The sequence below is a fragment of the Photobacterium profundum genome (assembly GCF_003026285.1).
In the GTDB taxonomy this organism is placed as follows: Bacteria; Pseudomonadota; Gammaproteobacteria; order Enterobacterales; family Vibrionaceae; genus Photobacterium; species Photobacterium profundum.
Map to the genome: position 1 here is coordinate 82,146 of NZ_PYOD01000006.1, position 23,835 is coordinate 105,980.

Sequence of the window (23,835 nt, forward strand, 5' to 3'; positions counted from 1 at the left end):
CCATATCACATGGAGATGATAATGGTTAATTCCTCTCGATACCGCATACCTTCTGAATTGCTGCAGCCATTATGGCTTAGAAGCCGAGAAAGTTTGGCTGATGATGGACTTATTTATGATCCCATCGCCGCTGCTGCGTGTAGTCAGTGCCATCTTGTTCCTGATTGTCTAGCTGGCAATGTTTCTGAACGTCAATTACTGCATGCCACGCTTACCTTACAGTGTGATAAACAAGTCTTAAAATTTCTTCGCCGTCATCCCAATGGTTTTATTATCAATGTTGGGGCGGGGCTTGATACCCGTTTTTATCGTTTAGATAATGGCCGTTGTCGTTGGTTTGAATTAGATACAGATGAGAACCTTTTATGGCGTGAACGGCTTTTTCATCGCAGTGATCGGTATACCATGCAACGTGGTTCCGTCACTGATTTATCATGGTTAGCCTCATTGCCTGCTTGGAAAAATACCCCCGTTTTATTATTGTGCGATCAAGCACTATTGAAATGTGAAAGCCAAAAATTAGCCACTTTTATTCAGCGTATTGGCTGTCACTTTAGTCATATAGAAGCCTGTTTGGTCTTGGCTGGCGATCGTTGTGATTCTGCATTAGCTAAAAAGATGGGGGCTGAACAGTATCGTCACGGGTTTAAAGACCCTGCTCAACAAGTATTGAATTGGTTGCCATGGGCAGAGTTAATCAGTCGCTATAGTCCGCTCGATCATGATTGCCCGCGTTGGCGATCTTGGCAGCGTTGGATCGCAAGAATGCCAAGTTTGAAATACCGAGTTACCCCCGTATTGGTGCACATACGCTTCTAGATCGTGACTTTTAGCGTCATATTTCCTTTTGTTACTGACTTCGCATCTGGTTATTCTACCTTCATGCCGGATTAATTTTTTATTAGTAATTCTTTGCTCATTTCTTCTGTTTTGTCCTAAGTTAAATGTAAACAAAGTGTTAATCAGTGTCTGAGCGCTACGCGTAGACGGACTGGTTTCTGCTATAACCTAGTGTTTTCATTGAACAGTTCTTGATGAATGTCAGGATGACAAAAGGAGAGGTCAGGAAGATGATTCGTCGACTGATCAGCGTATTATTATTAAGTTTTTTGGCGTTGCCTGTGGCTGCTGAAACGAAAAGCATGCCGTTAAATATGACCCAAGGGGTTACTCGGGTTAGCCAGCAGGTATACGACCTGCACATGACCATTTTCTATATTTGTGTGGTTATTGGCATTATTGTTTTTGGCATCATGTTTTGGGCCATTGTCCATCATCGGAAATCGCGTGGCGCGGTCGCTGCCTCGTTTCATGAAAGTACCAAAGTCGAAATACTCTGGACCATCATTCCCTTCGTTATCCTTATTGCCATGGCGATTCCTGCGACAACCACTTTGCTAGCAATGGAAGACACGTCAGAGTCGGATATTACCATTCAAGTTACCGGCTCCCAATGGAAATGGCATTACAACTATTTTAACGAAGATGTCGGTTTTTATTCACTGTTGGCCACCTCTTCTGCGGAAATCGAGAATGAACGCGATAAGCGTGAAAACTATTTACTTGAAGTAGATCGTCCTCTGGTTTTGCCTATTGGTAAAAAAATCCGATTTCTTATTACCTCACAGGATGTAATCCATTCTTGGTGGGTACCTGCATTTGCAGTGAAAAAAGATGCCAACCCTGGTTTCATTAATGAAGCTTGGACACGTATAGATGAGCCCGGCATTTATCGTGGGCAGTGTGCCGAGCTGTGTGGAAAGGATCACGGATTTATGCCCATTGTGGTGATTGCCAAATCTCAAGGTGATTATGATTCTTGGCTTAAAAAAACCAAGGCCACTCAGCAAGCAGCATATGAAGAAGAGCAACGTTTATTGTCAATGCAAATGCCGATGGAAGAGCTTATGGCGTTGGGTGAAAAAACCTATCTCGCGCGCTGTTCTGTGTGTCATCAACCAACGGGAACTGGTATTCCAGGGGCATTCCCAGCGTTAGCTGGGCAAGGTGTTGCGATTGATCCGGCTAAGAAATTAGAGCATATCAGTATCGTTGTTCATGGCAAAAAAGGGACAGCAATGCAGGCATTCGGGCCTCAGTTAAGCCTGAAAGAATTAGCCGCTGTTATTACCTATGAGCGAAATGCATGGGGTAACGATACGGGTGAAACCATACAAGCTGCAGAAGTGCAGGCTGTGCTCAACGGCAAAGAGCTTTAAGGGAGCAACAGACAATGACGGATATGTTACGTGAAGAAGTTAAAACTGACGTTGAAGACAGCGACTCAAACAGCAGTATCTTAGAAGACGGCTCGTTAAAGAACGGTTTTTCAGATGATCAACATTCACAACATCATCATCAACCTACTGGTTTTAAACGCTGGCTGTTTACGACCAATCATAAAGATATTGGTTCGTTATATTTAATATTCAGTTTTGCCATGTTTTTAACTGGCGGAGCGATGGCTATGGTAATTCGAGCTGAACTATTTCAGCCTGGATTACAGTTAGTTGAACCCAATTTCTTTAATCAAATGACCACTGTCCATGGCTTGATTATGGTCTTTGGTGCTGTAATGCCGGCTTTTACTGGGCTGGCTAACTGGATGATTCCAATGATGATTGGTGCGCCAGATATGGCGTTACCAAGAATGAATAACTGGAGCTTCTGGATTCTACCGTTTGCGTTTACGTTGTTGCTATCGTCGTTGTTTATGGAAGGCGGCGGTCCTAATTTTGGTTGGACGTTCTACGCACCACTGTCGACTATGTATAGTCCTGCTAGTACGGGGTTATTTGTTTTTTCTATTCATATCATGGGGATTAGTTCAATCATGGGGGCGATCAATGTGATTGTGACCATTGTTAACTTACGCGCACCGGGTATGACTTACATGAAAATGCCTTTGTTTGTATGGACGTGGCTGATCACTGCTTTCTTATTAATTGCCGTAATGCCCGTATTGGCAGGTGCCGTAACCATGGTACTTACGGATAAATATTTCGGGACGAGTTTCTTTAATGCCGCGGGGGGCGGCGATCCGGTGATGTTCCAGCATATCTTCTGGTTCTTTGGTCATCCCGAAGTCTACATCATGATTTTGCCGAGTTTCGGTATTATTTCGGCCATTATTCCTGCCTTTTCGCGTAAAAAACTCTTTGGCTATAGTTCTATGGTGTATGCAACCGCATCGATTGCCGGGCTCAGTTTTCTCGTGTGGGCACACCACATGTTTACCACTGGTATGCCCGTGGCAGCTGAGCTGTTTTTTATGTATTGCACCATGTTGATCTCGGTGCCCACTGGGGTGAAAGTCTTTAACTGGGTTGCGACAATGTGGCGAGGCTCGTTGACCTTTGAAGTGCCGATGTTATTTGCTATCGCCTTTATTGTCTTGTTTACCATAGGCGGATTCTCTGGGCTGATGTTAGCCATTACCCCCGCTGATTTTCAATATCACGATACTTACTTTGTGGTTGCTCATTTTCATTACGTTCTGGTGTCGGGTGCCATCTTCTCCATCATGGCTGCGGCATATTATTGGATGCCTAAATGGACTGGGTATATGTTCGATGAACGGCTGGCTAAATGGCACTTTTGGTGCTCTGTCGTATCGGTGAACATTCTATTCTTCCCCATGCATTTTCTTGGGCTTGCGGGTATGCCACGTCGAATCCCTGATTATGCCCTGCAATTCGCCGATGTGAATGCGGTAGTTAGTATTGGCGGCTTTATGTTTGGTTTATCTCAACTGATTTTCTTGGCTGTCGTGGTTAAGTGTATTCGCGGTGGTGAGCCAGCAGCAGCAAAACCATGGGAAGGGGCTGAAGGGTTGGAATGGACGGTTGCTTCACCTGCACCTCATCATACATTTTCAACACCACCAAAAATTGATTAGCCCTATTATTCGCTTCATTGATTTAATTTGTCGGTGACCTTCGCAGGGGTACATTATGAGCAGCTCAGAAAAGAAAGCAGAGCAGAAATCCAGTACAGATGGAGATACAAAACAACAAGGCAAGAAGCGGTCTTTTTGGTCTTTAATATTGATGTCTGTCGCCATGTTTGGCTTCGCTTTTGCCTTAGTGCCGCTCTATGACGTGTTTTGTGATCTCACGGGAATTAACGGTAAAACGGCAAATACGCCAACGGAACAGAGCCAGCGTATTGTTAGTGATCGTGAGGTGACGGTGGAGTTTGTGGCTTATATCAATCCGGGGATGCAGTGGACTTTTGAACCGCAAATTACCCGTATTGTGGTTAATCCGGGGGAAACGAAAACCATTAAATATGCTGCCCGTAATCTGACTGCGACGGCATCAATCGGTCAGGCTGTGCCGTCGGTTTCTCCAGGTTTAGCGGCTCGTTACTTTAATAAGATCGAATGCTTTTGCTTTAACCATCAGCCTTTAGAGGCGGGAGAGTCGGCAGAGTTACCCTTAGTGTTCTATATCGATCCCGATCTACCTGAAGATATAAACACATTAACTTTGGCTTATACCTTATATGACGCGCAGCCTGCGGGCACAGCGCTAACGCAATGAAAAAAAGAGGTTGTAAAGATGTCTAATCCTTACAGTGAACATGAATCGTCTCTTCCTGAGCAATCAGCGAATAAACCCCATGAACATTATTATGTACCTGATGCCAGCATATGGCCGATTGTCGGGGCTATTGCTTTATTTCTGATCGCGTTAGGGGCAGGTGCAACGGTCGGTGATTTGTTCAATGGACAGGGGCCGTGGATTCTACTGACCGGTGTTGGTTTAATTCTTTTTATGCTAACGGGTTGGTTTCGAGATGTGATTCAAGAATCGATGGGGGGCTTGTATAGCTCACAGATGGATCGTTCATTTCGCCAAGGTATGAGTTGGTTTATTTTCTCTGAAGTGATGTTTTTCTTTGCCTTTTTTGGGGCGTTATTTTACGCCCGTATGATTTCAGTTCCTTGGTTGGGTGGCGCTGGCAATAATGAGATGACGAATTTGGTGCTATGGCCAGAATTTGTCGCGCAATGGCCTCTAATTAAAACCCCCGATGGCAGTGAAACTCAAGCTATGGGACCTATCGGCTTACCGTTATACAACACCATGATTTTATTGGTTTCATCTGTCACTGTACATATTGCACATACGGCATTAGAGACAAACAATCGTAAACGGCTGACCTTATTTCTGTTGTTAACCGTTCTACTTGGTAGTTTATTTGTTTACTTGCAAGGCGTGGAGTATATCCATGCTTATCAAGATATGGACTTAACACTCGATGCTGGGGTGTATGGTAATACATTTTTCTTGCTCACCGGTTTTCACGGGCTGCATGTCACCTTAGGTACGATCATGCTATTCGTGGTGTGGTGCCGTATTTTAAAAGGACACTTTACGCCGCATCAGCATTTTGCTTTTCAAGCCGGCGCTTGGTATTGGCACTTTGTCGATGTGGTTTGGCTGTGCCTATTTATTTTCGTCTATATTTTATAAGAGATTCGTCTTTACAGGCTTGTTCGCTAATAAGGGCGAGGGTTTGGTTCAATGATCCCCGTGGTTATTGCCAGTAATAATAGGGCAAAGATAAAAACGGACAGAAGAAGACGGCGGCCAAGAAAGTGTGACATCGGCTTATTGGATGATAACGGATCAGTCTTGCTCTTAAGCATCATTGGCAATGCTCGAAATAGGTTCAGCACAATAAATATTAATAGGCAGACGATGGTGGCTTTAATGAGCATGGCGTCTCCAAGGGTGAAAGGTAAGTATGCGAAGGATTGGTTTCATACTTTTTACTTTGGCGGTAATGACGACATTGGTCAAGTTGGGTCTGTGGCAAATGTCGCGTGCGCAAGAAAAAGAAGCATTGAATATTGCCTTAGAACGCCGCAGCGAACAGGTTTACTACAGCCTTGCTAGCTTACCTTCTGATCCCCGTTGGTATGGATTAACCCTTCATGGCAAGTTTGAACATAGCAAAGCTGTGTTACTTGATAATCAACTGTATCGAGGTCGCCCTGGTTATCACTTACTCTATCCTTTTGCGGTGGATGATGGATGGTTTTTAGTCAATCTCGGTTGGATTGCAGCACCGCAATATCGTGAGCAATTACCAGTACTGCCTGAGCATCATGGTGAGCTTAAAATTACAGGCATTATTGCAAAGCCGTCACAACTTATTGAGCTGTCAGCTGAGTCACTGGATTTTGATTGGCCGTTAAGGGTTCAAAATCTGCACATGGATGAATTATCAACAGTTATGAATCTGCCCCTCCAGCCGTGGATATTACAAATTGAGCCTGGCAGCCCTGTCGCTTTACAGCAAACGTGGACCCCTGTGGTAATGGGGCCGCAAAAACATTACGCCTATGCATTGCAATGGTTTTTGTTAGCTATCGCTGTGTCAGGTTTAGCGTTCTGGTGGTTAAAACCACCAAGCACGGGTCACCGTCAGGAATGACATTTTCGAGATACCGCTATAAAAGGATGTTAAATGAAAAAAAATAGGATGTTGCTGTTATTACTCGGTGCCTTTGTTTTGCCGTTTGTATTGGCAAAAACCGTACTAGACTTAAATTGGTATCAAGGTGGTGTGACGAATCGCGGGCAGCTATTAGCATCGCCATTTAGCGCAGAATGGTTAAGTGAGCCAGAGACGTGGCAACTAGTGTATTTGTTACCCGAATCGTGTGATGAAAAATGTGAGGGTGCATTGTTTAATTTACGCCAAGTACCACAAGCGATAGGGGCCTATAAAGAGCGCGTAAACAGTGTGGTGTTGATTACTGATGGTTTGCAACGTAATGGTAAAGTTGTTGATGAAAAAATAATTAATGAAGAACAAATGAATGGGTTGGAACTCATCGCCATTTCTCAGCAGGTTGTTTCACAAATAAAAACACTGGAATTTGGTATGAATGCGATTTATATCGCTGATCCATTGGGTAATGTCATGATGGCGTATCCTTTAGTAACAGGGCAGGCTGAGATTTTAGCGCAGGGAAAAGACGTGTTACGTGATCTTAAACGGCTATTAAAGCTCTCGAGAATCGGTTAAATCCCAGTATATAGATGCCAAAATAGGTCGATTTGATAGGCACAAGGAATGGAGCCGATGCGATTATTTAGTTTTAAATCTCTTATCTATTTTACTTTTCTTCTTTCTCTTTGTGTTATCGCCTTAGGCGCTTATACCCGTTTGACTGAAGCGGGCTTAGGCTGTCCAGATTGGCCTGGTTGTTACGGTTTTATTTCGGTGCCCCAAAGCACTGAGCAGCAATTAGTCGCACAACAAATTTTCCCCTCTAAGCCGCTAGAAGTTGAAAAAGCATGGAATGAAATGGTGCACCGTTACTTTGCAGGTAGTTTAGGCATATTAATTTTACTGATTAATGCGCTGGCTTGGCGACGTAAATACGCCCCCAAATTATTGCCTGCTTTATTATTAGTCACTGTTATTTTTCAGGCCTTGCTTGGTATGTGGACGGTCACCCTGGCACTGATGCCTATTGTGGTGATGGGGCATTTATTAGGTGGCTTTACCACTGCTTCTTTATTATTGCTCTTGGTATTGAGAGTCCGGCAACAAGAGCGTAAATCTACCGCTATTTTTTCTTCAATGTTGCATTCACCGCGGTCATCTTCAAGTTATTTGAAAGTATTCGCCCTAGGTGCGTTATTTGTGGTGGTGGTGCAAATTGCGTTAGGCGGGTGGACAGCATCTAACTATGCCGCAGTCGCGTGTACTCAACTACCTGTGTGCGAAGGTGATTGGCAAGGTAATTTTGACCCAACGGCATTTGAACCGATTCAGCCTGTTCATGATAGTTATCAATATGGGGTGCTTAACTATCATCAACGTGTATCGATTCATGTTGCTCATCGAATAGGAGCGATGGTGACCACGGCAATATTAATATTATTGATTGGTTTTTTGCTACGTACCGCTGGGTTACGAAAATATGGGTTTATCCTCACTGCTGCATTAATTGTGCAAGTGAGTTTAGGGATTACGAATATTGTGGCGAGCTTACCTTTGCTGGTGGCTGTAGGGCATAACGTAATGGGTGTCGTTTTATTATTAAGTATTGTTGCAACCAATTATCGTATCTATTGCGGGCAACAAATTCTGCAAGGATCGCATCTATTTGCACGGGAGGGTAGAAATCATGGCTAAATCACAAGTATTGGATAATGCACCGCGAACATCAACGGTAGCCGAAACGACGAAAACAAGAAGCGCTTCCAAACCAAGTGTATGGCGCGATTATCTCACGATGACGAAGCCCAAAGTGGTGGCTATGTTATTGCTGACTGCACTGGTTGGTATGTGTTTAGCGGTGCCGGGTATTCCCCCTGCAAAAGCGGTTATCTTAGGTTTGATCGGTATTGGTTTTCAATCGGCGGCCGCCGCCGCTTTTAATCACGTTTTAGATCGCCGCTTTGATACTCAGATGGCGCGAACCTATAATAGGCCATTAGCGAAAGGGCGTATTGAAACGTGGAAAGCCGTTGTGTTTGCTTCTACGTTAATGGTCGCAGGTTTTGTTATCTTGCTTGAACTGAATGCACTAACAGCTTGGTTAACCATGGCCAGTTTAGTGGGGTATGCGGTGGTTTATACCGTGTGGCTAAAGCATGCGACACCGCAAAATATTGTCATCGGCGGTATTGCTGGTGCTGCGCCACCATTGCTCGGTTGGACTGCGGTAACTGGGCAGTTAGATCCTCATGCATTGTTGTTGGTTATGTTGGTCTTTACATGGACGCCACCTCATTTTTGGGCGCTTGCGATTCATCGTCGTGATGACTATGCCAAAGCAGGTATTCCTATGTTACCTGTTACCCATGGCATTGAATTTACGAAAACGATGGTGCTGTTATATACCGTCATGTTGTTTGTCGTTGGTCTACTTCCTTGGCTTACGGGAATGAGTGGTGGCGTTTATTTAGTGGGTAGCAGTTTATTGAATCTGGGATTTATCGGCTATGCGTTGAAGCTAAAATTTGTGGATTCAAAGGGGCATGCCTGGGCCACCTTTAAGTATTCAATTTGGCATTTGTTAGCCCTGTTCGTGGTTTTACTGGGCGATCATTGGATAACGTCTTTGATGTTCTGATTATCCCTAGATTATTTTAATCTCCGCTTCTATTGATACATTTCTGATTTATCTGCTGTTGATGGCTGTTGTCATCGGCAGCAACTCGCTACACTGTGCTGCTATTTTAAGCAAATCCCTACCGTTATCCGTTTGAGGTTCACAGTGTTAGCAGCATTAAGAGACAAGTCACTCCATTTCCAAGTTTTTGCGTTAGCCGTTCCTATGGTGCTGTCCAACATTACCGTGCCTTTGCTTGGGCTGGTTGATGCAGCTGTGATTGGTCACCTCGATCATGCTTGGTATTTAGGGGGTGTTGCTGTGGGCGGCACCATGATTAACGTGACGTTTTGGTTGCTTGGCTTTTTGCGGATGGCAACAACGGGTATTTGTGCGCAAGCGTACGGTGCCAATGATAAAGAAGCACAAGCGGGTACATTTGTGCAGGGGATGGCGCTAGCTTGGCTGTTGGCATTGTTACTTATTGTGTTTCATCAGCCGGTTGCCACCTTGATTTTCCATTTCAGCACAGCCAGTGCAGAAGTGAAAATGTACGCAGAGCAGTATTTTTCAATCCGTATTTGGGGGGCGCCAGCTGCTTTGGCTAACTTTGTGATAATGGGGTGGTTGCTCGGGACTCAAAACGCCAAATCACCCATGTGGTTATTGATAGTGACGAACTTAGTCAATATCGGCCTAGATGTTTTGTTTGTTCTTGGTTTTGGTTGGAAAGTGCAAGGAGCTGCTGTCGCTTCTGTTATTGCCGATTACAGTGGCATGTTCCTGGGCTTATGGTTTGTTTCTCGTCAGTGGATTGCTCATTCACTACCAGCCATACGTGAAAAATTAGGCAGTGTTCGTCATGGGATGGGGCGTTTATTAAAACTAAACCGCGATATCTTTTTACGCAGTTTATGTTTACAGCTGACCTTTGTGTTTATGACTTTTCAAGGGGCTACGTTAGGCGACAACGTGGTGGCGGCAAATGCCGTATTAATGAGTTTTTTGATGTTGGTCTCTTACGCAATGGATGGGTTTGCCTATGCGATGGAAGCACTGGTCGGTAAAGCAATTGGGGCAAAAAATCGTGATGAACTTAGCCGCTATTTAGTGGGAACAACATTTTGGAGTGTAATCATTTCCCTGGTGCTAACTGTCACATTCAGTGTTTTTGGCCGAGAAATTATCGGTCTTATTTCTAATATTCCGACAGTTCAGCAAGAAGCGATGCGCTTTTTACCTTGGTTAGCAGCATTCCCTTTAGTCGCGATGTGGTGTTTTTTACTGGATGGTATTTTTATAGGGGCAACGCGCGGCAAAGAAATGCGCAACAGTATGTTTATTGCGATGTGCTTTTTCTTTGCTATTTGGTGGGTGCTCAATAGTTATGGTAATCATGCCCTGTGGGCAGCTATGTTAGGGTTTATGGCAATGCGTGGAATTGGGTTGGCTGTAATATTTTCTTACCAATGGAATAAAAATATTTTTCTGTCTCCGACGAGTGCAAACAATTAGTTAGAAATATTCAACTGATATTGATTCTTTTTACGACAAAAAATGCTATTCATTTGGTTATTGATCTGTTTAAAATGTGCACAATTGTTAAACAGGTGATATCAATGAAACGAACGATTTGGGTGTTTTTACTGGTAGTAATGTCATTAGGCTGGGGAACAAATGCACTGGCTAGCAGTGTAAAGAACCTTAAAGTAACAGCGACAGCATATAACTCAGTAAGAGCACAAACCAACGCTAATCCATCCATTGCGGCTTGGGGCGATAGATTAAAACCAGGGATGAAGGTGATTGCAGTCTCGCGTGATCTTCTAGGTATGGGGCTGACTCACGGCGCTAAAGTGAAGATTTCAGGTTTGCCGGGTGAATATACCGTTATGGATAAAATGAATAAGCGCTGGACGCGTAAAATTGATATCTATATGGGTAAAGATATTCAAGCAGCTAAGAATTGGGGACGCCGTAGTGTCACCATTACCTTAATCTAAATAATGATTTTGGGTTGCAGTATAGTCGACTGACTTTACTGACCGCTGAAGAATAAAAAAAGCCGCTAAATGCGGCTTTTTTGTAGCAGAAATAAGGACTTTTTGTCGTTATTCCCTCGCGACTACCTTGAAGGAAGCTTAACTTAGTAGTACGAGTGCTCGCCACGTGCGTGTTCAGTGATATCACGAACACCTGTCAGTTCACCTGCGAACTGAGCAAGAAGTTCTTTTTCGATACCTTCTTTCAACGTCACATCAACCATTGAGCAACCGTTACAACCACCACCAAACTGGAGGATTGCGACGCCGTCTTCAGTGATTTCAGCTAGAGATACATTACCGCCGTGACCCGCTAATTGCGGGTTCACCTGAGTCTGGATTGCGTAATCAACGCGCTCCATTAGCGTTGCGTCGTCAGACACTTTACGTACTTTAGCGTTAGGCGCTTTAAGGGTTAGCTGTGAGCCCATTTTGTCGGTAACAAAATCGATTTCAGCATCATCCAAGAAAGGAAGACTTAGTTCATCAAGGTAAGCATCAAATAGCTCTAACTCGATTTTAGTATCGCTCGCTTCAACCGCTTCTGGTGGACAATAAGACACACCACACTCAGCATTTTGAGTACCTGGATTTACCACGAAGACACGAATGTTTGTACCCTCAGGCTGCTGGGCAAGAAGCTTGCCGAAGTGCTGCTGAGCGCTTTCAGTAATAGTGATCATAGACACGACGTAATACCTGACCTATTTAGTAAGATTTAATCTATTCTACTCTTAGACGTACTTTCTATCACCCCTTAATCTTCGCAACCATGATTTCGTCACTAATTTCGATGATTTTCACGATCATTCGATTGAGGGCGTATAGCAAATACAGTAGACATCCACCCGTTCAACACCGTTATTTAGTAGCAAACGGGTGAGTTCGGCAACAGTGCTACCCGTTGTCACTACATCATCGACAATCGCGACATGCTTGGGTAACGACTTTATCTTAAGTATAAAGGCTTGATGAACATTTTTCTTCCGTTCGTTTTTAGTCAGTTGTTTTTGCACCTTGGTATAGCGCTGGCGTTTGAAGCCATTCGCGATACATTGACTATTTGTTGCCTTGGCGATAGCCCATGCTAAATGTGCACTTTGATTGAAACCACGGTTAAAGCGTCGTGTTGCATGTAATGGCACGGGTAAAATCAAAGGAGCCGGCTGGTCGAGAGATAATACGAACTGATCAGCCAATGGTTTAGCAAGCCAAAATTTACCGTTGAATTTAAGTTGATGGATAATCTGTTTGAGTGGGAAATCGTACTCGCCTAATCGATAGAGACGGTGCCATGGCGGAGGTGAACGTAAACATTGTCCACATTGTTCAACTGGGTTGACGGTAGTGGTGCCACACCTTGTACAGTGAGGTGGTTGAGGGAAATGGGCGATGCAATGCCGACACCATATCGACTCATTATCCGGCAGTGGTAATTGGCATAGCTGACATTGTGAGTTGGTCCATCGACGTTGATTGAGTTGTAGAATCATTGATTTTAGCGATGAAAGGGATAACATCCTTGCCATCCTTATAAGGTGAATGTTTTCGACAATGTGATTTTAAAAAGGAAGTGTAAATGACAACGGCGCTACATTGGCAAACTGAAGGGCAAGGTTCGGATCTGGTTCTCATTCATGGTTGGGGAATGAATGGTGCGGTGTGGCAGCAATTATTGCCATTACTGACTCCTTTTTATCGCGTGCACTGGGTTGATATGCCGGGTTACGGTCATAGTCATGATATCTCTGCCGATAGTATTGAAGAGATGGCACAACTGTTGCTTGATAAATCACCAATGTCTGCAACGTGGTTAGGTTGGTCCTTGGGCGGTTTAGTGGCAACACAAGCGGCTTTACTGGCACCAGAGCGTGTTACTCGTTTAGTTACAGTAGCAAGTTCACCACGTTTTGCAGCTGAAGGCACATGGCGAGGCATTCAGCCTCAGGTCTTGGATGATTTTCGACGTCAACTCGGTGATGACTTTCAATTAACCGTTGAGCGCTTTCTCGCACTACAAGCGATGGGAAGCCCTACTGCAAGGCAAGACATCAAATTGCTAAAGCAAGCGGTGTTATCACGACCACAGCCTAATCCTGAAGCCTTATCGATAGGGCTAAGATTATTGGCTGATGTTGATTTACGCGCACAGTTAGGTGGTATAACCCAACCATGGTTACGCTTATATGGACGGTTAGATGGTTTGGTTCCCGCTAAAGTAGCGAAAGATATGGACCAATTAGCCCCTCAGTCTCATCGGCAGATCTTTGCCGCCGCGTCGCATGCACCTTTCATTTCTCATCCAGAGGAATTTGTGCAAACGTTGAGAGATTTCATTAAATAGAGCTGATGTTGTCATGTGCACAGGGAATTGGTGATTAAAAGTTAAACTTTTTGATTGTTTTGCCGATAGAGATTTTAATGGAATTACTCTATTTACGAGAGGCCATATGACAATAGGAAGTGTGGGGAATAGTTCAACGTATTCTCCGGCAACATTACAAGCCTCAACTGCGGGGATTGTAAAAACGGATGCCGAAAAATCACAGGCTGATAATGCCAGTGTGAGTAAAGCTACGGGTACAACAGTGAGTATCTCTGATGATGCAAAACGTAAGTTGGCCGCTGAAGCGGATACACAAGCACAAGTTAAAAAGAATGCAGATGGCATGGTAGAAGAAGACAGCAGTATCGCTGAATCTTTTGCTTACGGTGCATTGGGGATGGATCATCCTGATACAGTAGAAACTAACACCGATGATTTTTATACTGCGGGACAAGTACTTTCGGCGATAGGAACCGTAGCAACGGTATTACTTGCCATCGCCTAAACCGTTTGCTTAGGTATATACTCATGATCTCAATGTATGAAATCTTGATATATAGCGATCGTGTTTTACAAGGATATGGTAATACCACTGTATGATTTTTTCGCCAGCCAATGCTGGAGCACCGATTGTTGCTCCCTCTGTTAATCCGCCAACCGAACAGGCTGCGCGGGATAACCGTGTGCGTGAGAAAATTGTTCCTCCTACGCAAACGGCTGAATCTCCCCGTGAAAAGCCGTTAAGCAGCGAAGAAAAACAGTTTAAGAAGCCATCATGGGATCCGAGTGAGCACCCAAATTACAGTGAACTGCCTGAGACCATTGAAAAGCAGTATGGCTATCAAGATGAATTTGAGCTGTTAGTAAAAGCCTTATCTGCCGATAGTTACATGGCGCCAGTGACCGAACTCGGTTACTCGATGCACATTAAACTGCCTCGGGAAATACTGGAGCAGCTTGAGAAAATCAGCAATAACGAACGAACTAAAGGGGTTGTTGCTCACCGTTATGCACAGGCAACGGTACCTAATCCGCCTACTGAATATTTAGTGGTGCTGTAAGCCATTCTCTTCATAGCCTTTTGAACAATCTCTTTGCTGCATCTTGATTACCCAATAAAAAAGCCAGTATTTTCATACTGACTCTTTTATTATGATTAGCTGCGCTAAAGCTTAATTTAAACCGATTTACTTTTTCGCTTTGGCAAATGCGGCGGCAAATGCACCACCCATAGCTCCGCCTGCTGAGTGATTTCCTTGGTTACCCTTTGGACTATTACTGTTACCGCGGTTATTACTCTGTGCATTATGGTTTGCAGTACTGCGTGCTTGGTTTTGCTGTGGCTTACGAGCGGGTTTTTCTTGTCCCGGCTCATCGCCCATGCGCATCGACATTGCAATACGTTTACGTTGCAAGTCCACTTCCATCACTTTGACTTTGACCACATCACCGGCTTTAACGACTTCACGTGGGTCAGAGATGAATTTATCTGATAGCGCTGAAATATGTACCAGACCATCTTGGTGAACACCGACATCAACGAAGGCACCAAAGTTAGTTACGTTGGTAATAACACCTTCTAGAATCATGCCTGGTATTAAGTCTTTGACTTCGTTAACACCTTCAGCAAACGTGGCTGTTTTGAATTCAGGACGGGGATCGCGACCGGGCTTATCAAGTTCGCTGATAATATCGGTAACCGTTGGTAGGCCAAATTTTTCATCGGTATAGTCAGCAGCATTTAGGCTACGTAAAAACTCTGTGTTACCAATGATGGCATCCATCGCTTTGCTGTTATTCGCGGCAATGGTTTTTACTACAGCATACGATTCGGGGTGAACTGCCGAGCTATCGAGAGGGTTTTTACCGTTCATGATTCGTAAGAAACCCGCACATTGTTCAAAAGCTTTTGGCCCCAAGCGTGCGACTTTTTTCAAGGTAGTACGGCTTTCGAAACGGCCATGCTCATCTCGATAATCAACCACATTCTGCGCCATGGTTTTGGTTAAGCCTGCCACTCGAGAGAGTAGGGCTGCTGATGCCGTATTTACATCAACACCCACGCCGTTTACACAGTCTTCCACGACAGCATCAAGACGTTTAGCCAACATGCTTTGGCTTACATCATGTTGATATTGACCAACACCAATGGCTTTAGGATCAATTTTCACCAGCTCTGCTAATGGATCTTGTAGGCGGCGACCAATAGAGACGGCGCCACGGATCGTCACATCTAAATCAGGAAATTCATTGGCTGCAAGTTCTGAAGCTGAGTAAACCGATGCACCTGCTTCGCTGACCATGACACTTTGAATTTTGAGGTTGTTGTCTTTTAAGATCTTGGCAACAAAGGCATCTGTTTCACGTGAAGCAGTTCCGTTACCGATAGCAATTAAGTTGACTTGGTGTTTGTTTAATAAGGCTAAAACTGTTGCTTCAGATTGTGCAACTTGACGCTGTGGCTGGTGTGGGTAAATGGTGGCAATATCGACTAATTTACCTGTGGTATCGATCACCGCAACTTTACAGCCAGTACGTAAACCAGGATCGAGTGCCAATGTGGTACGCGGGCCTGCTGGTGCCGCCATCAGCAAATCACTCAGGTTGTCAGCAAATACTTGCATAGCACCGTCTTCGGCTTTTTCACGCAATGCACTCATTAGTTCGGTTTCCATGTGCATTGATATTTTAATGCGCCATGCCCAGCTAATGACTTGCTTACGCCATGCATCGGCAGGTTGTGTACCGATTTTGACGCCATAATGATCAGCAATAATGATTTCACAGTAAGAGCCGCGTACGCCTTCTTCTTGATTCGGATCTGCATTCAATGATAGTTGCAGGAAGCCTTCATTACGGCCACGAAACATGGCGAGTGCACGGTGTGACGGTACATTTTTGAGGCGTTCATTATGCTCGAAATAATCTTTAAACTTCGCGCCTTCTTGTTCTTTACCTGCCACCACGCAAGAGGTAAATTCGGCATTGGTTTGAAGTTGACGGCGGATTTTATGCAGTAGTGCTGCATCTTCGGCAAAGCGTTCCATCAAGATCGCGCGAGCGCCATCGAGTGCAGCTTTGGTGTCAGCTATGCTTTTGTCTGCATTGATATATTGAGCTGCTGTTGCTTCTGGATCGTTAGTGGGTTGCTGCCACAATATATCGGCAAGCGGCTCTAAACCGGCTTCTATCGCGATCTGTCCTTTGGTACGACGTTTTTGTTTATAAGGCAGGTACAGATCTTCTAAGCGTGTTTTGCTGTCAGCTGAATTAATTTCAGCTTCCAATTGTGGGGTTAGTTTTCCTTGCTCGGTAATTGCCTTAAGGATGGTTTTTCGACGATCATCCATTTCACGCAAGTACCCTAGGCGGGATTCCAGATTACGTAGCTGAGTATCATCCAGCCCGTTGGTGACTTCTTTACGGTAACGCGAAATAAAAGGAACCGTATTACCGTCATCTAACAGAGTGACTGCGGCTGTAACTTGCTCAAGGCGAACATTCAGTTCGCTGGCAATCATCTGATTGATAGAGTTGCTCATCCGTTGGTATCTCTTGGTTGCCATAAACTATGCACTGTATTCTACGGAGGATTCCCGTGGTGACAAGGTATGGCATGTTAAGAGTGTGTCAGTGCCCAGCTTCTCGGTAAGAAAAAACCAGCAAACGATTACTCTTGCTTGCTGGAAGGCTGGTTTGTTTGTACTCGTTAGGCTTTTAAATCGACAGTAGTGCGGCGTTATACGTAGGGCTGAGATTCACCAGCACCTAAACGTGACGCATCACTGGATTCAACTAATATTCCCCCCGCCGTTTGCTTGATCTTGAGCCAGTCAGATTTATTGACCGTTACACCATGTTGCCAAGCATGCTGTTTTGCAGCGGCGAGGCTGGTAGATGAAATGTGCTGATGGTGTTCTGTTACTGCCGGTTGTGGAATAGGTGTTTTGCTGATCTCTATCGTCAAAGAGTGCTTATTCATTGTTGGTTCAGCCGTGGAGAGGTAAATATCAGGCAAGATGTACCCCGCATTCAGTACATACACGACATGTTTAGGATCACTGCCGTTATACCATTGTGCTTTTACCGATAGGCCTTTACCTGCCAGTTTGACCAGTTCACCAAAGGCTAGCCAGCGATTATGGCATTGCTCAATGTGTAAGGTAATTGTGGGTTGGTCGACTAACTTTTCAATGGTGTAATCCAACAAGGTCGGTAAGTGACATAAGATACTGCAACCGTGTAGATTCGCCGTTAGCTGCGAGCCTGTAAAGGCATCGACCTGTACAGGGCCATCGTTTTCATTTTTCATGAAGGCGAGGGCATTCACAAAATGTTGGACACCATTTAACCCTGCCATTTCTAAATCAGCCACCATATTCGCGATCATGTCTGATTCACCACAGTGTCGGTGCAATCCATCGAAGGCTTTGGCACTGAGTACGACCAATTCGTTGTGTGATACTTGCATCATGCCTGTGCCTCCGGTGTTGATTCAGTGTTTGTGGGTAGTAGTGGAAATAACCACTCTTGGTCGTGGATTTCGTCAGTTAAAGGCGCCCCTTGGAAGAAAGTGACTCGCACCCAACGATCTGAGCGAGGGTCAAACTTCGTGGCGCCAAACATCGCTAATTTGCAACGTAATAGGTGCATAGGTAAAGCATGTTGGTCTAAGACATTCATTTGAATATCACCCATAGGGCAATGCCCTAGTGTCCATGCCCTACGTGCAATAGAACGATATTGTGGTTGATGTAGCAGAAACTCAGCCAAGGTTTGCGACGGTTCTACGGCAGCCAATGCTGCATGTAAACGATAAACCTGACGCGCGATATCGAGGGCTAACTCACGATCATCACCGGGCTCTTCACCACGAACCCCCATTCTTGGTTCTTCTTTGTCTTCAGAGCGGTACCAAAACCAATAGCTGTTTTCGGCAGAAGAAAAGTCGATATCGAGTGCCCAACGGTAGCGTTCTTTCAGTACTTCCGTCAGTTTTTGAACTGTGATTCCGGGTGCCAATGCTAATGTTTCATCGGCATTCATGCTGTTTTCGTGACTATCAACTAATTCTGGATACAGCTCCATGATGCACGAAATAGTGATTTCTTGAGCTTCGTTACAGTATTGCTGGTTATCTTCAATTAACTGTTTCCATTGCCACTGTTTTTGTTGAGCAGTAGTAATGTTAGCCATGATGTTGTGAATGTCATTGATCGCTTCTGCGTTCAATTTTTGTTGATGTTCGTTAATGGTGACAACTTGCGTAAGGTGTGCGATGGCACGGTGTAATAATGGTTCAATAGCATTATTGGCAACAGGCGTAATGGTGCATGCTGATACTGCTGCAAGGGCTTTTTCGCGTTCTGACAACCATTGATCAACAATACGTGGATGACGAATTAGGTAGGGTGCCATCCCTAGTCCTGTGGCATTTCCTACGCCTAAATAACGCTGTAATGGACGAGCCAGCAGAGCGGCTTTAGAGCCACCTTGTTGTTTGGCTAAGAAGTGCACCCAATCAAGACTGAATTGGCGCAACATATAGACTGCGCACATTTGAGCACTGAAAGAGAGATTGAAATCTGGGTTATCATCTAAAATTTCAAAATCTGCAATACCAAATTTACCGTTACCATAAACAGCTGTCGTGCGTAGGATGTAACCAACATTAGCCAGAACTTGCGAATCTGGTTGTTGCCCTTTAGCCAGTGAGGAGACTAAATGATCAAAGACCCGCACACTTTTATTGGCGCGAGCAAGCACCAATACTTGGCTTGAGTTACGGCCTGCTTCTTGGAGTGGCACATTGTTTTGTAACTGGTTTAAAAATGCTTTATCAATATCACCTTGTACAAGTGCAAACGTTACATCCCACTTTTCAGCGATCACGCGATCGTTACGGTCTTCATCGGCAATAGCATCAGAAAATACTACTAAATGGTAGTGATGGTTTGGTGTGTCTAAGCGGTATACCGCTACCCCAAACCCTTGTTCGGAAATATCCCATTGAACTTGAGATACTGCCCATTTCTGATTAGCCATACGACGGATCAAACTACGTACAAAACTGATACGACTCTGATGCATTGCTCCCAATCGTTCTGGCGCCATTACCGTATCTGGGTGGCGTAACTGTGATTGGGTTCCAGCACAACGATGTGCATCCATATTGCTCACCATGATTCTATTATTTGAGCTTTAGTCACTCATTATTGATAAAGGCAGCAAAGTTCACTGCCCGACCTGGTAGATAAGTTGCGTGTTATAAACCTTGTTCCTTTGCCATTCTCATTGCCATTTTTGGAGCATTCCAAAGCGATGGCAGCAAGATAAGAGAAACGGGGACTGCAGTGATGACGATAAAAGACTGCAACGCCGAGACACCACCTGAGCCTAAGGAGATTAGGATGAGTGCTGTTACCCCCATCATCACGCCCCAAAATATACGAATAACTGCATTAGGTTCGGTGTCGCCACTGACTACCACACTGATGGTGTAAGTCATTGAGTCGCCAGTTGTGACAATGAAGATCGTTGTCAGGATAAGAAACAGAATCGAGACAATTAATGGGAAAGGTAACTGTTGGGTAATGGCAAGTAGGGCACCAGGAAGATTGAAACCTTCAAAAGCTTTACTAACGGAACCTGGATCGGCCATTTCAAAGGCGACGCCTGAACCTCCGACGACAGTAAACCAGAAGCACGTAATAATCGGTGCAGCGATACTTACCGCCATCACTAATTGACGGATAGTACGACCACGTGAAATACGGGCAATAAAGATCGCCATCATAGGACCATAGCCTAAGAACCAGCCCCAGAAGAATACTGTCCACCAGCTTAGCCAGCCTTCATCACCACGGTAGGTTGCCATAGGGATAAAGTTGTCTATCATGCTGCCGACGCCTTGAATATAGCTATTTACAATGAAGCTAGTAGGGCCAAAAATCATGATGTAGGCCATTAAACCAACAGCTAGAATGATGTTATAGCGGCTAAGTATTTGAATCCCGCGGTTCAGACCGCTTAAGGCTGATAAGGTATAAATCGCAATGGCACAAAGGATCACGATAAATTGGGTGGTAAAGCCATCAGGAATATCAAATAGTGCATTTAAGGCAAAACTGATTTGTAACCCTAGGAACCCGATAGGACCGATTGTTCCTGCGGCGACAGCAATAATGCAGCAAGCATCAATCATTGCACCGGTTAAACCGGTTAATGCTCGCTTACCTAGAACAGGGTAGAGCAAAGTACGTGGCTGTAGAGGTAAACCTTTATCGTAGTGCAGGTGCATTAATACAATAGAGGTTAAGCTGCCAAGAATGGCCCATGCGAGGAACCCCCAGTGCATGAACGATTGTGATAAAGCATTAATCGCACCTTGTTGAGGATTTTCTTGTGGCCCATACAATGGCGGTGGGCTCATATAGTGGGCGATAGGCTCGGCTGCGGCCCAAAATACGCCACCTCCTGCAAGCAGAGTACATAGGATGATTGCCATCCAACGGAAACCGTCTATTTCAGGCTTATCAAGCGCACCTAAGCGAACGTGTCCGGTACGGCCTACGGCTAAAACGATACTGATCAAAAAAGTAAGTAATAATAATACTTGCCAATAAGGACCAAAAATTTTCACCGACCAAGAAAAGCCAGTATTGACTAACTCTGAGAGTAGAGCATTGTCGTATAACGCAAGCATGACAAAAATGGCTATAAAACCACCGCTTATCCATAAGGCGGGGTTATCGAGCCCGAGCTTTTCGGCTGTCGATTGTGGTGTTGGAATATGTTCTGCTTTTACTGCATTGGTGAAGTCGGACATTGTGTATCTCCAGGCGTCGTTATTGGTATTGCTTGGACAAAATGTTTGCTATAGGCCTGCTTAAGGTAATTATTATGCGCAGGCCATGATTGAGTTTAGCTGACTGGCGTTAAGCCATCCTGTAAGAAGCTGAACCAGTTTTCTCCCATGACTTGGCTGCTTTCAGCTTCGCTGAAGCCTTGTTTTATCAAGCCGTGGTAAATGTTTTCCATCCCCTTGTTGTCACAAAACCACGGAAGTGCATCTGGCCAGCCTGAATTGCTTGATGAACCCTCACCATAGTCCATGGCTTTCGACCAACGACCATTTCGCATCCACTCCAACACTTCTTGTGGTTGGTTCAGGCATAAGTCACTGCCGATAGCGAGATGATCGACGCCAATTAATTCGGCGCTATCTGCGACCATTTGGCAGAATTTTTCTAAAGTACATTGGCTGCTATTGGGTAAATGGAATGGATACAAACTGAACCCAATTAAACCACCGCGGCTGGCTAATGATTGAATGACTTCATTCGATTTATTTCGTAATGCTGGGTGCGCAAAATTCGGATTGGCATGGCTGATACAAATCGGGCGAGAAGATATATCGATAGCTTCTAGCGTTGAGCGTTCAGCGCTGTGAGACATATCCACAATCATGCCCACTCGATTCATCTCGGCAATGGCTTGTTTACCAAAACGTGTTACACCTGAGTCTTCCTGTTCATAACATCCTGTCGCCAGTAGGCTTTGGTTGTTATAAGTCAGTTGCATGATCAGCAACCCTTGTTGGCGCATCACACTGATCAGGCCGATCTCATCATCAATCGGTGAGCAGTTTTGCGCACCAAGGAAAATACCTACACGGCCAGTTTCTTTGGCTGTGGTGACATCTACCATGCTCATAATCGGCATAATGAGATCACTGTTTTGCTCAAAGCGAAGATTCCATTCTGCAAAACGCGTTAAGGTTTCGCGTGCTGTTTCGTGATAAACCACCGTGGCATGAACAGCGGTAATGCCGCTTGCTTTTAGTGTTTCAAAATACGCACGATCCCAATTGCAATACTGCAAACCATCAATAATGATACGATCCTGATACATAGACGTTCCTTAGTAAGGGCGCTGGTAAGTGGTTTTTACAATGGTGTAGAATTCTTTTGCGTACTGGCCTTGCTCTCGAGGACCAAAGCTTGATTGTTTACGACCACCAAATGGCACATGATAATCAGTACCTGCTGTTGGTAGATTAACCATGACACAGCCTGTTTGCGCTTGTTGCTTGAACAGTGCACTGGTACGTAAGCTTTGTGTGATGATGCCGCCTGTTAAGCCAAAACGTGTATCGTTGGCTGTTGCAATTGCTTCCTCAAGGTCGTTGACACGAATGACACTCGCCATCGGTGCGAAGACTTCTTCTTGGTTCACATCCCAATCGTTTTTTGTATTCAAAAACAGGGTCGGTGACATGTAGTAGCCTTCATGTTCAAGATTAAGTTGCTCGCCACCAAAGGCTAATTCAGCCCCGTGACTTCGAGCTTTATCTATCCATGACATGTTTGATGCGAGTTGTTTGTCATCAACCACTGGCCCCATGAACACACCATCTTGCAGGGCGTGACCAATTTTTAATGTGCTCATGCGTTTGATTAAGGCATCAACGTATGCATCGTGAATGCTATCGAGTACGACTAAGCGAGAAGATGCGGTACATTTCTGACCTGCACCCGAAAATGAACCCATAATCGTGGCTTCAACAGCAGTATGAATATCGGCATCCTCAGCGATGACCAAGGCATTTTTACTGCCCATTTCTAACTGACAACGAACAAAGTTAGGGGCTGTTGCGGTGGCGACTTTTCGGCCTGTATCGACTGAACCAGTGAAGCTTACGGCATTGATCTGGTCTGAATTAATCAGGGTATTACCGACTTCAGAACCGCTGCCAAGTACCAAATTGAATGTACCTGCAGGTAAACCTTGGCGATGAATAATCTCAGTTAATGCAGCAGCACTTGCTGGAGTAAGGTTGGCAGGTTTCCAGATAACACTGTTACCAAAGGCCAGCGCAGGGGCAATTTTCCATGCTGCCGTTGCGGTTGGGAAATTCCACGGAGAGATGATCGCGACAACACCAACGGCTTCGCGGCTCACTTCTACCGATACCCCAGGGCGAGTTGATTGGGCGAGATCTCCCATTTGGCGCAGAACTTCTGCCGCATAGTATTGAAAGAATTGACCTGCACGGAATATTTCACCACGGCCTTCGGCAAACGGTTTGCCCTCTTCGCTTGAGAGCAAGGTGCCTAATTCATCACAACGGGCAATAAGCTCATCACCGATTGCTTGCAGTACTTTTTGCTTGTGCTCTAACGGGGTTTTTTCCCATTCAGGCTGCGCTGTTTTAGCCGCATCAATTGCTTGTTGCACTTGCTGTTGGCTTGCTTGTGCAAAGTTGCCTAATTGCTGAGAGATATCTGAAGGGTTGATATTGGCTACAGTAGAGATGCCTGCTTGCCATTCACCAGCAATGTAGAGGGCTTTTTCTGCTTCAAATGTCATGATAAATCCTT

The 23,835-nt window shown here is 44.8% G+C and carries 23 protein-coding genes; 14 read left to right on the forward strand and 9 right to left on the reverse strand.

The genetic code is table 11. The annotated features are described in order from the left end of the window. The first annotated feature begins 21 nt into the window (after positions 1 to 21). The 5 genes from C9J48_RS15915 (at position 22) to C9J48_RS15935 (ending at position 5,480) form a co-directional block, all read left to right on the forward strand. Positions 22 to 819: a class I SAM-dependent methyltransferase gene (locus C9J48_RS15915; protein ID WP_006233279.1), complete on the forward strand. Its 798-nt coding sequence runs from the start codon at positions 22 to 24 to the stop codon at positions 817 to 819. Positions 820 to 1,070: 251 nt separating this feature from the next. Further along, positions 1,071 to 2,219: a cytochrome c oxidase subunit II gene (coxB, locus tag C9J48_RS15920; protein ID WP_006233280.1), complete on the forward strand. Its 1,149-nt coding sequence runs from the start codon at positions 1,071 to 1,073 to the stop codon at positions 2,217 to 2,219. A gap of 14 nt (positions 2,220 to 2,233) precedes the next feature. Further along, positions 2,234 to 3,898 carry a cytochrome c oxidase subunit I gene (gene ctaD / locus C9J48_RS15925; RefSeq protein ID WP_006233281.1) on the forward strand — a complete coding sequence of 555 codons (1,665 nt, stop codon included), beginning with the start codon at positions 2,234 to 2,236 and terminating at the stop codon, positions 3,896 to 3,898. A 55-nt stretch (positions 3,899 to 3,953) separates the two neighbouring features. After that, positions 3,954 to 4,544: a cytochrome c oxidase assembly protein gene (locus tag C9J48_RS15930; protein ID WP_006233282.1), complete on the forward strand. Its 591-nt coding sequence runs from the start codon at positions 3,954 to 3,956 to the stop codon at positions 4,542 to 4,544. An 18-nt stretch (positions 4,545 to 4,562) separates the two neighbouring features. Then, positions 4,563 to 5,480: a cytochrome c oxidase subunit 3 gene (locus C9J48_RS15935; RefSeq protein WP_006233283.1), complete on the forward strand. Its 918-nt coding sequence runs from the start codon at positions 4,563 to 4,565 to the stop codon at positions 5,478 to 5,480. A 26-nt stretch (positions 5,481 to 5,506) separates the two neighbouring features. Here C9J48_RS15935 and C9J48_RS15940 read toward each other — a convergent pair whose 3' ends face one another. Beyond that, on the reverse strand, positions 5,507 to 5,728 hold the full coding sequence (locus C9J48_RS15940) for a DUF2909 domain-containing protein (protein WP_036804262.1): 222 nt from the start codon (positions 5,726 to 5,728) through the stop codon (positions 5,507 to 5,509). Between the two features lie 26 nt (positions 5,729 to 5,754). Here C9J48_RS15940 and C9J48_RS15945 point away from each other — a divergent pair, with 26 nt between their 5' ends. From C9J48_RS15945 to C9J48_RS15970, 6 genes are all read left to right on the forward strand, one after another. Then, the gene (locus C9J48_RS15945) at positions 5,755 to 6,447 is read left to right on the forward strand and encodes an SURF1 family protein (protein WP_036804265.1); all 693 of its coding nucleotides are present in this window, start codon (positions 5,755 to 5,757) and stop codon (positions 6,445 to 6,447) included. Between the two features lie 33 nt (positions 6,448 to 6,480). Further along, the gene (locus C9J48_RS15950; protein ID WP_006233285.1) at positions 6,481 to 7,044 is read left to right on the forward strand and encodes a redox-active disulfide-containing membrane protein; all 564 of its coding nucleotides are present in this window, start codon (positions 6,481 to 6,483) and stop codon (positions 7,042 to 7,044) included. A gap of 57 nt (positions 7,045 to 7,101) precedes the next feature. Continuing rightward, complete coding sequence (locus C9J48_RS15955) at positions 7,102 to 8,163, forward strand: COX15/CtaA family protein (RefSeq protein WP_006233286.1); 1,062 nt, start codon at positions 7,102 to 7,104, stop codon at positions 8,161 to 8,163. Continuing rightward, positions 8,156 to 9,106, forward strand: coding sequence for a heme o synthase (cyoE, locus tag C9J48_RS15960; RefSeq protein ID WP_006233287.1), 951 nt, complete (start codon positions 8,156 to 8,158; stop codon positions 9,104 to 9,106). Before C9J48_RS15955 ends, cyoE begins: the two co-directional genes overlap by 8 nt. Before the next feature lie 144 nt (positions 9,107 to 9,250). Beyond that, entirely contained in the window at positions 9,251 to 10,600 is a 1,350-nt protein-coding gene (gene dinF / locus C9J48_RS15965) for an MATE family efflux transporter DinF (protein WP_006233288.1), read from the forward strand. A 140-nt stretch (positions 10,601 to 10,740) separates the two neighbouring features. After that, the gene (locus C9J48_RS15970; RefSeq protein WP_373456045.1) at positions 10,741 to 11,088 is read left to right on the forward strand and encodes a 3D domain-containing protein; all 348 of its coding nucleotides are present in this window, start codon (positions 10,741 to 10,743) and stop codon (positions 11,086 to 11,088) included. A 143-nt stretch (positions 11,089 to 11,231) separates the two neighbouring features. On the opposite strand, the gene nfuA is transcribed toward C9J48_RS15970, so the two are convergent. Both nfuA and C9J48_RS15980 read right to left on the reverse strand, forming a co-directional pair. Next, positions 11,232 to 11,816 (reverse strand): Fe-S biogenesis protein NfuA, encoded by a 585-nt coding sequence (gene nfuA / locus C9J48_RS15975; protein ID WP_086004193.1) that lies wholly within the window; start codon positions 11,814 to 11,816, stop codon positions 11,232 to 11,234. 117 nt (positions 11,817 to 11,933) lie between these two features. After that, positions 11,934 to 12,647: a ComF family protein gene (locus tag C9J48_RS15980; protein ID WP_006233291.1), complete on the reverse strand. Its 714-nt coding sequence runs from the start codon at positions 12,645 to 12,647 to the stop codon at positions 11,934 to 11,936. 59 nt (positions 12,648 to 12,706) lie between these two features. On the opposite strand from C9J48_RS15980, the gene bioH reads away from it, so the two are divergent. The 3 genes from bioH to C9J48_RS15995 all read left to right on the forward strand — a co-directional run bounded on the left by bioH (position 12,707) and on the right by C9J48_RS15995 (position 14,514). Then, positions 12,707 to 13,471, forward strand: coding sequence for a pimeloyl-ACP methyl ester esterase BioH (gene bioH / locus C9J48_RS15985; protein WP_006233292.1), 765 nt, complete (start codon positions 12,707 to 12,709; stop codon positions 13,469 to 13,471). A gap of 106 nt (positions 13,472 to 13,577) precedes the next feature. Beyond that, positions 13,578 to 13,958, forward strand: a complete 381-nt coding sequence (locus C9J48_RS15990) for a hypothetical protein (RefSeq protein WP_006233293.1) — start codon at positions 13,578 to 13,580, stop codon at positions 13,956 to 13,958. Positions 13,959 to 14,049: 91 nt separating this feature from the next. After that, positions 14,050 to 14,514: a hypothetical protein gene (locus tag C9J48_RS15995; protein WP_006233294.1), complete on the forward strand. Its 465-nt coding sequence runs from the start codon at positions 14,050 to 14,052 to the stop codon at positions 14,512 to 14,514. 126 nt (positions 14,515 to 14,640) lie between these two features. On the opposite strand, the gene C9J48_RS16000 is transcribed toward C9J48_RS15995, so the two are convergent. The 6 genes from C9J48_RS16000 to C9J48_RS16025 form a co-directional block, all read right to left on the reverse strand. Then, positions 14,641 to 16,995 carry a Tex family protein gene (locus tag C9J48_RS16000; RefSeq protein ID WP_006233295.1) on the reverse strand — a complete coding sequence of 785 codons (2,355 nt, stop codon included), beginning with the start codon at positions 16,993 to 16,995 and terminating at the stop codon, positions 14,641 to 14,643. Positions 16,996 to 17,192: 197 nt separating this feature from the next. Further along, on the reverse strand, positions 17,193 to 17,927 hold the full coding sequence (locus tag C9J48_RS16005; protein WP_006233296.1) for a DUF3726 domain-containing protein: 735 nt from the start codon (positions 17,925 to 17,927) through the stop codon (positions 17,193 to 17,195). Continuing rightward, positions 17,924 to 19,624 (reverse strand): hypothetical protein, encoded by a 1,701-nt coding sequence (locus C9J48_RS16010; protein ID WP_006233297.1) that lies wholly within the window; start codon positions 19,622 to 19,624, stop codon positions 17,924 to 17,926. The genes C9J48_RS16005 and C9J48_RS16010 overlap by 4 nt, the downstream gene beginning before the upstream one ends. A gap of 94 nt (positions 19,625 to 19,718) precedes the next feature. Then, on the reverse strand, positions 19,719 to 21,281 hold the full coding sequence (locus C9J48_RS16015; protein WP_006233298.1) for a BCCT family transporter: 1,563 nt from the start codon (positions 21,279 to 21,281) through the stop codon (positions 19,719 to 19,721). Positions 21,282 to 21,376: 95 nt separating this feature from the next. Further along, positions 21,377 to 22,366, reverse strand: coding sequence for a membrane dipeptidase (locus C9J48_RS16020; protein ID WP_006233299.1), 990 nt, complete (start codon positions 22,364 to 22,366; stop codon positions 21,377 to 21,379). A 9-nt stretch (positions 22,367 to 22,375) separates the two neighbouring features. Beyond that, on the reverse strand, positions 22,376 to 23,824 hold the full coding sequence (locus tag C9J48_RS16025; RefSeq protein ID WP_006233300.1) for an aldehyde dehydrogenase family protein: 1,449 nt from the start codon (positions 23,822 to 23,824) through the stop codon (positions 22,376 to 22,378). Between the last annotated feature and the right edge of the window lie 11 nt (positions 23,825 to 23,835).

Coding starts and splice junctions, on each gene's coding strand:
- C9J48_RS15915 (WP_006233279.1), top strand. CDS start 22: ATGGTTAATTCCTCTCGATACCGCATACCTTCTGAATTGCTGCAGCCA.
- coxB (WP_006233280.1), top strand. CDS start 1,071: ATGATTCGTCGACTGATCAGCGTATTATTATTAAGTTTTTTGGCGTTG.
- ctaD (WP_006233281.1), top strand. CDS start 2,234: ATGACGGATATGTTACGTGAAGAAGTTAAAACTGACGTTGAAGACAGC.
- C9J48_RS15930 (WP_006233282.1), top strand. CDS start 3,954: ATGAGCAGCTCAGAAAAGAAAGCAGAGCAGAAATCCAGTACAGATGGA.
- C9J48_RS15935 (WP_006233283.1), top strand. CDS start 4,563: ATGTCTAATCCTTACAGTGAACATGAATCGTCTCTTCCTGAGCAATCA.
- C9J48_RS15940 (WP_036804262.1), bottom strand. CDS start 5,728: ATGCTCATTAAAGCCACCATCGTCTGCCTATTAATATTTATTGTGCTG.
- C9J48_RS15945 (WP_036804265.1), top strand. CDS start 5,755: ATGCGAAGGATTGGTTTCATACTTTTTACTTTGGCGGTAATGACGACA.
- C9J48_RS15950 (WP_006233285.1), top strand. CDS start 6,481: ATGAAAAAAAATAGGATGTTGCTGTTATTACTCGGTGCCTTTGTTTTG.
- C9J48_RS15955 (WP_006233286.1), top strand. CDS start 7,102: ATGCGATTATTTAGTTTTAAATCTCTTATCTATTTTACTTTTCTTCTT.
- cyoE (WP_006233287.1), top strand. CDS start 8,156: ATGGCTAAATCACAAGTATTGGATAATGCACCGCGAACATCAACGGTA.
- C9J48_RS15970 (WP_373456045.1), top strand. CDS start 10,741: ATGTCATTAGGCTGGGGAACAAATGCACTGGCTAGCAGTGTAAAGAAC.
- C9J48_RS15980 (WP_006233291.1), bottom strand. CDS start 12,647: ATGTTATCCCTTTCATCGCTAAAATCAATGATTCTACAACTCAATCAA.
- bioH (WP_006233292.1), top strand. CDS start 12,707: ATGACAACGGCGCTACATTGGCAAACTGAAGGGCAAGGTTCGGATCTG.
- C9J48_RS15990 (WP_006233293.1), top strand. CDS start 13,578: ATGACAATAGGAAGTGTGGGGAATAGTTCAACGTATTCTCCGGCAACA.
- C9J48_RS15995 (WP_006233294.1), top strand. CDS start 14,050: ATGATTTTTTCGCCAGCCAATGCTGGAGCACCGATTGTTGCTCCCTCT.
- C9J48_RS16000 (WP_006233295.1), bottom strand. CDS start 16,995: ATGAGCAACTCTATCAATCAGATGATTGCCAGCGAACTGAATGTTCGC.
- C9J48_RS16005 (WP_006233296.1), bottom strand. CDS start 17,927: ATGATGCAAGTATCACACAACGAATTGGTCGTACTCAGTGCCAAAGCC.
- C9J48_RS16010 (WP_006233297.1), bottom strand. CDS start 19,624: ATGGATGCACATCGTTGTGCTGGAACCCAATCACAGTTACGCCACCCA.
- C9J48_RS16015 (WP_006233298.1), bottom strand. CDS start 21,281: ATGTCCGACTTCACCAATGCAGTAAAAGCAGAACATATTCCAACACCA.
- C9J48_RS16020 (WP_006233299.1), bottom strand. CDS start 22,366: ATGTATCAGGATCGTATCATTATTGATGGTTTGCAGTATTGCAATTGG.
- C9J48_RS16025 (WP_006233300.1), bottom strand. CDS start 23,824: ATGACATTTGAAGCAGAAAAAGCCCTCTACATTGCTGGTGAATGGCAA.